Below are 6,405 nucleotides of genomic sequence, written 5' to 3'. Positions count from 1 at the left end.
GGCCGCGCCCACCCCGCCCCCCGCGTCCGCTCCGGCCGCGGCGCCCGCGCCGGCACCGGGCGGGCTCGACCCCCGCATGCTGTGGCCGAACATCCTGGAGGCCGTGAAGAACCGCCGCCGCTTCACCTGGATCCTGCTCAGCCAGAACGCGCAGGTCGCCGGCTTCGATGGGACGACGCTGCAGCTCGGCTTCGTGAACGCGGGCGCGCGGGACAACTTCGCGAGCAGCGGCAGCGAGGACGTCCTGCGCCAGGCGCTGGCCGAGCAGTTCAACGTGCAGTGGAAGATCGAGGCGATCGTCGACCCGTCCGGCGGCTCGGCCCCGCCGCCCGCCGCGGGCCCCGGCCTCGGCGGCGGCTTCAACGGGGGAGGCGGCGCGGGCGGCGGACCCGGCGGTCGCTACGGCGCGGGCGCACCGGCCGCCGCGCGTCCCGAGCCCCGGCAGTCCGCACCGGCCACGCGTCCGGCCGCACCCGCCGCTCCTGCGGCCCCCGCCGCGGCCCCGCCACCCGTCCCGGAGCGGCATGCGATCGCGCCCGAGGACGACATGCCCGAGGACGACGACCCCGATCTCGACGAGTCGGCGCTGTCGGGCCACGAACTGATCGTGCGGGAGCTGGGCGCCACGGTCGTGGAGGAGATCTCCCACGAGTAGGCGGCGGCCGTCCCGGACGAGTGGCCGCCAAACGGGCGGCTGTTCCGGACGGGCGGCCAGGCGGGGCCGGGCCACCGGCTCGGAGGGCGGCGGGCACTCCGTTTTCTGGGCGAAGCCACAAACCATTGCCCACGCCGCCTCTGGCGGCCCCCACAAGGCCACCCGTCTCCGTCCGTTAGACATCTCGGGGGCCAAGAAGTCAAGTCCGACGATCCTGTCCGCGTCGGAGGCCAGTCGGTATGAGCGGCCGAGACCGACTTCCTGCCGCGCTGTCCGGAGGGAATCAACGAGGATGGCAGCATGACAGGGGAAGCGAGCGAGGTCGTTCTGAGCAAGCAGGATCTTCGTGCGGTCACCGCGTTCGCCGCGGCTTCTGCGGAGGTCGTGCTGGAGGTATTCGAGGCTGATCAGCCGGACGACTCGCGGCCTCGAGATGCCATCGGTGCCGCGTGGGCATTCGCCCGGGGCGGCGAGCGCGGGAAATCTTTGCGCGACACAGCGTCGGCGGCACTCAAGGCAGCCAAGAGCGCCCACACTGCGGCTGGGCGCGAGGCAGCGTGGGCGGCGATGTCTGCGGCAGGCGCCGCCTACCTGCATCCGCTGGCCAAAGCCACCCAGGTCAAGCACATTCTGGGAGCCGGCGCCTACGCAGCCAGAGCGGCCGAACTCGTCGCCGACGACGACCGGAGCGTCGGTGCTGAGCACCTTGAACGGACGGTGCGTCGTGCAACACCGGTCGTGGTTGACGTGCTCAAACGCTTCCCGACGGCGCCGGATGGCGGCGGCCGGGTTGGCGAGTTGATCCGCATGTTGGACGCTGACCTCCGCTTACTCACCCTCACCGAGCGACTCTGAGCGCCCAGATGGCGCAGCCTCAACGAGGGCCGCCAAGCGCTCACTGACCGAGCGTGTGCCCATTTCCCGAATTGCGTGGACGCTGGGAGAAGTGGTGCGAAAGCTCGTTGTTCGTCGAAGTGCCGCCTGGTCCGGAGGCAGTGGTGGAGCCATCCGAGGAAGCGGTTGAGCAGGTGGCGCTGGGCAGCGTTGTGCCAGTCTCCGTGTTCGCGTCGGCGCCGGTGGTGGGCGTTGGCTCCGGGTGAGGCCTGGAGGGCTGAGAAGGCCCGGAGGAAGCCCGCGTGCATGAGTCGGTTGTCCCCGACGAAGCGGCGGCCGACGAAGCGTTTCTTGCCGACTCGCGGGTGACGGGGACGGAGCCGGCGTAGGACTTGAGCGCTCTGGCGTCGGTGAAGCGGGTCCGGCCGTCGCCGATCCCGGTGAGGACACGGGCTGCAAGCTGGGGCCCGAGACCGGGGAAGCTGAGGAAGCTGAGCAGGATCTCGCTGTCGGCGTGCTGGTGGAAGGCGGTGCCGCCGTCCGTCGCAAGCCGCCCGCCGGCCCCTTGCGGGGACCGGACCGAACCGCCCGCACCCTGGATTAGGCTGACCCCGTGAAGGTCCTCGTCATCGGCAACGGTGCCCGCGAACACGCCCTGTGCCGTTCTCTCTCCCTCGATCCCGCCGTCACCGAGCTGCACTGCGCCCCCGGCAACGCCGGCATCGCCGAGGTGGCCCGGCTGCACCAGATCGACGCCCTCGACGGAAAGGCCGTGGCCGCGCTGGCCGGCGAGCTCGACGCCGGGTTGGTCGTCGTCGGCCCGGAGGCGCCCCTCGTCGCGGGTGTCGCCGATGCCGTGCGCGAGGTCGGCATCCCCGTCTTCGGACCGTCCGGGCAGGCCGCGCAGCTGGAGGGCTCCAAGGCGTTCGCAAAGGACGTGATGGCGGCCGCGGGCGTGCCGACGGCCCGTTCGTACGTCTGTACGAACGCTGCGGAGGTCGCCGAGGCCCTCGACGCCTTCGGTGCCCCGTACGTCGTGAAGGACGACGGCCTCGCCGCCGGCAAGGGCGTCGTCGTCACACCCGACCTGGAGGCGGCGAAGGCGCACGCGGCCCGCTGCGAGCGCGTCGTCATCGAGGAGTTCCTCGACGGCCCTGAGGTGTCCCTGTTCGCGATCACCGACGGCGAGACGGTCCTCCCGCTCCAGCCCGCCCAGGACTTCAAGCGAGCCCTGGACGACGACGAGGGGCCCAACACCGGCGGCATGGGCGCGTACTCGCCACTGCCGTGGGCCGACCCGAAGCTGGTCGAGGAGGTTCTGCAGACCGTTCTGCAGCCGACCGTCGACGAGATGCGCCGTCGCGGCACCCCCTTCTCCGGCCTGCTGTACGCGGGTCTGGCGATCACCTCACGGGGCGTCCGGGTCATCGAGTTCAACGCACGCTTCGGCGATCCCGAGACCCAGGTCGTCCTCGCCCGTCTGAAGACCCCGCTGGCCGGTGTGCTGCTGGCCGCGGCGAACGGCACCCTCGCCGACCTGGAGCCCCTGCGCTGGAGCGACGACGCGGCGGTCACCGTGGTGGTCGCCTCGCAGAACTACCCGGGCACCCCGCGCACCGGCGACCCGATCACCGGGCTCGACAAGGTGGCGGCCCAGGACGCCCCGCACGCCTACGTCCTGCACGCCGGGACCAGGCGTGAGGGCGACACGGTGGTGAGCGCCGGCGGCCGCGTGCTGTCGGTCACGGCGACCGGCGCGGACCTCGCCGAGGCACGCGACCGGGCGTACGCCGCCGTGGGCCGCATCGGGCTGGACGGCTCCCAGCACCGTACGGACATCGCGGCCAAGGCTGCGGGAACCGGCGTCTGACCCCGCCGCCGTGGCCGGGTGAGCGCTCGGCGGCCGGGCGTTGCGGAGCCGGGCGCGCCGCCGCGGCCCGTTGCGCGGGGGAGCGGCCTCCGTGACCGGTGACCCATGCGGTGGCCCGGCGCTCCCTGCCGGGGCCGGGGCCGGGGTTCCGCGCCGTGTGACCGGTGTCCCGTGCCGCGCTCGGTGTCCCCGTGCCGCGCTCGGTGTCCCGTGCCGCGCTCGGTGTCCCGTGCCGCGGCCGGGCGCTCGCGCGATGGTCCGGCCGGGCGATGAACCCCGTGGAGCCCGAAGCCGTCCCCCGAATCGGGGCCCTTGGCCCCTGCCGGGGACCGAAGCGCCCCTGGGCCTGATCCGTGCCCCTGCGTCATCCACCTCTCCCCAAAGCCATTCCATCGAGTGAGCAGTGGCCCATCCGGCTGACGAGGGCCTGGGCCCCAACTAGGGTGCGGCGCAAGCGTTCCGGCACTTGGCCCACCGGCATTGCGATGTCAGTGACGGGTGCCACAGTGGGGGAGTGAGCAACGCACGGGCATTCACCGGCGACCTCTGTGACGCAGACCGTCACGGGGTGCGTCGCGTGGATCAGAGGCGGGACAGAGGGGGTGACGTCCGATCGTGACCGGTATGGCCGTGGAAGCGGGCGCGCAGGCCGCGCGTTCCCGGGCTCTCGCCGTGCTGCGGATCCGCAGCAGGGCGCTGGCCGTCGCACTGCTGCCCGCCGCCGTCGCCGTCGTGCTGCTCGCGGGGGGTGCCACCGGCCACATCAGCGGTGGACGGTGGGGGATCGCGCGCTGGATCACGACCGGCGTCGCCGCGGTCGTCCTGCTCTCCGCCGCCGGCATCGCCCTCGTCGTCACCCGGGCACGACCGGCCCTGAGCCCCACGGTCCCGATCAGCGAGGCCTCGGCCCCCGATCTGTACCGGATGGTCCGGGACCTGGCCGACCGCCTCGACGTACCCGCACCGTCGGCGATAGCGCTCACACCGGACTGCGACAGCTGGCTGGAGGACCGCACCCACCCCGCCCACGGCCCGCCACCTCCCGAATCCGGCGACGGGACACCGGGGCCACGGGGGATACGCGGCCTGCCGACCACCCGGCACCATCGCGCCCCCGCCGCGCCCGTGCTCGTCATCGGCTCGCCGTTCCTGTGGTGGATGCGGGTGGGCGAACTGCGTGCGGTCCTCGCCCCGGTCGTCGCGGGTACGGGACCGTCGGCGCACCCGGATATAGCGGCGGCACGCCGTTTCATACGAGGGCTGGACGCCGCTGTGGCGGTGACGTCCGCGCCCGCGCGCGGCCCCGTGACCCGTACGGTGCTCGCCGGGGCCGGCTGCGTGGCGCGCCTGCTGCTGCGGAACTGCCGGGGACACGCGGCCGAGATGGAACGGGGGGTGGCGGCCGCCGCGGCCGAGCGCGCACAGGCTGTGGACTACGGACTGCGGATCGTCGCCCAGGAGCAGGTGGGCCTGGCCTATGCGGGCTGGGACCGGCTTCTGACCCGGGTCGCGCTGCCGGCCTGGCGGATGGGCCGCTGGCCCTCGCGCCTGGACGCCGGAGTGGTCGCGGCGCTCACCGAGCTGTCCCGCCGGGACCGGCTGGCCGAGGGCTTCGCCTCCCGCCTGGGGGAGCGCCCGGCCTGTGACCTGCTCGAAGAGCCCGGCGCGGTGGACGAGGCCGCGTCGCTGCTCGCGGCCCGCCTCTTCCACGGGGGCCGGGCCGAGTCCGGCCCCGACTGGGCCCCGGTGGACTGGCAGGAGTACCCGGACGAGGTCGTCGACCGGAAGTGGCGCACGGACGCGGCCCGACTCCACCGCGTTCTCAACGCCCTGGGCGTCCGCCGCACCCGCCGCACCACCGCACCGGACGCGCACGGGCCGACGCTGGAGCGCGTGCTGGAGTACCTGACGGTTCGGGCGACCGAGGGCGAGGGGGGAGTGCGGGAGGCCGAGGCCGCTCCCGACGACGACGGCGCCGTCGCGAGCGCGCGCACGGCGGTTCTCGCCGCCGGGCTCAGCGCCGAGCTGGCCCGGGAGGAGGCGGCCGAGGGCGCGATAGCGGGCGGCGCCTCCGCGGGGCAGCCGCCGGGGCCGGACGGGGCGTTGTGGGACGACGCGACGTTCCCGCTGTTCCCGCTCCAGCAGCCCCGCACCGGCCGGGAGCTGCTCGTCGACCACGTCACCGCGATGGTGTGCTGCGCCGCGATGGACACGGCGGGGGCGCTGCCGGGCCTCGACTGGCTGGACGGCCCGTCCCTCCTGGTCAGGGGCGAACGCACGACCGATCTGACACCCCAGGTTCTCTCGCTCGTCGAGGAGGGCGACCCGGCCCCGCTGCGCAACTGGCTCCTCCACCTGGGCATACGCCCCGACAAGCCGGTCCGGCTGGTATGACACCGGCCGCCCCGTCGGCGGCAGCGACACCCGACACCGGCCCCTCCGCCGCACCGCCCCTCCGCCGCACCGCCCCTCCGCCACACCGCCCCTCCGCCGCACCGCCGCACCGCGGCGTCGCCCAGGCCACACCTACCGGCCCAGGACGGCGCCTCCGCCCAGGACGGCGCCCCCACCAGGGGGGCACCCCGCCTCCACCCGACGACGGCATGTCCGCCCGCCGCCGTTCCCGCCACCGCGCCCGCCGCGTCGCACGCCCGTGCCCGCACCACCGTGCCCGCCGCGTCGCACGGCTGTGCCCGCACCGCCACGCCCGTGCCCGCACCACCACGCCCGCAAGCCCCTTCCAAGTCCGCCGACCCCACGGATCCCGCGCCGACCTCACCGGTCCCCCACCGGGCCCCCACCGGTCCCCCCACCGATCCCGCGCCGACCCCCGTCGACCCCGGATAGGGCCCGTCGGCAGCCGTTTCCCGCCCCAACCCCCCTCACCTGCGACGACACCCCGCATCACGCCACCGCAACCCCGACTCCTGGCCGGAGGATCCCACTCCGTTCACGTCAATTCGCGACGAACGGTGACGGAGTGGGTGCGTAATGTGATGTGCTGGGACCGATCGCGCACGAGGCGAGGCACGCGAGCACACGACGG

Annotated in this window: 3 protein-coding genes and 2 pseudogenes; 4 read left to right on the top strand and 1 reads right to left on the bottom strand. The window is 74.2% G+C overall.

The genetic code is table 11. The annotated features are described in order from the left end of the window. Together ACFSL4_RS32280 and ACFSL4_RS32275 are read left to right on the top strand one after the other, a co-directional pair. Positions 1 to 655 (top strand): annotated as a pseudogene (locus tag ACFSL4_RS32280) (DNA polymerase III subunit gamma and tau); the annotation flags it as partial. A 300-nt stretch (positions 656 to 955) separates the two neighbouring features. Continuing rightward, on the top strand, positions 956 to 1,510 hold the full coding sequence (locus ACFSL4_RS32275) for a putative immunity protein (protein ID WP_381090889.1): 555 nt from the start codon (positions 956 to 958) through the stop codon (positions 1,508 to 1,510). Positions 1,511 to 1,587: 77 nt separating this feature from the next. Here ACFSL4_RS32275 and ACFSL4_RS32270 read toward each other — a convergent pair. Further along, positions 1,588 to 2,018, bottom strand: a pseudogene (locus ACFSL4_RS32270) (transposase); the annotation flags it as partial. 84 nt (positions 2,019 to 2,102) lie between these two features. On the opposite strand from ACFSL4_RS32270, the gene purD reads away from it, so the two are divergent. Next, entirely contained in the window at positions 2,103 to 3,359 is a 1,257-nt protein-coding gene (gene purD, locus ACFSL4_RS32265; protein ID WP_381090886.1) for a phosphoribosylamine--glycine ligase, read from the top strand. A gap of 624 nt (positions 3,360 to 3,983) precedes the next feature. Next, positions 3,984 to 5,753 (top strand): hypothetical protein, encoded by a 1,770-nt coding sequence (locus ACFSL4_RS32260; protein WP_381090884.1) that lies wholly within the window; start codon positions 3,984 to 3,986, stop codon positions 5,751 to 5,753. The last annotated feature ends 652 nt before the right edge of the window (positions 5,754 to 6,405 follow it).

Origin of the sequence: Streptomyces caeni, assembly GCF_042678285.1 — a bacterium.
Classification (GTDB): Bacteria; Actinomycetota; Actinomycetes; order Streptomycetales; family Streptomycetaceae; genus Streptomyces; species Streptomyces caeni.
This window is presented reverse-complemented; position numbering and strand designations above follow the sequence as displayed.

Coding starts and splice junctions, on each gene's coding strand:
- ACFSL4_RS32275 (WP_381090889.1), top strand. CDS start 956: ATGACAGGGGAAGCGAGCGAGGTCGTTCTGAGCAAGCAGGATCTTCGT.
- ACFSL4_RS32260 (WP_381090884.1), top strand. CDS start 3,984: ATGGCCGTGGAAGCGGGCGCGCAGGCCGCGCGTTCCCGGGCTCTCGCC.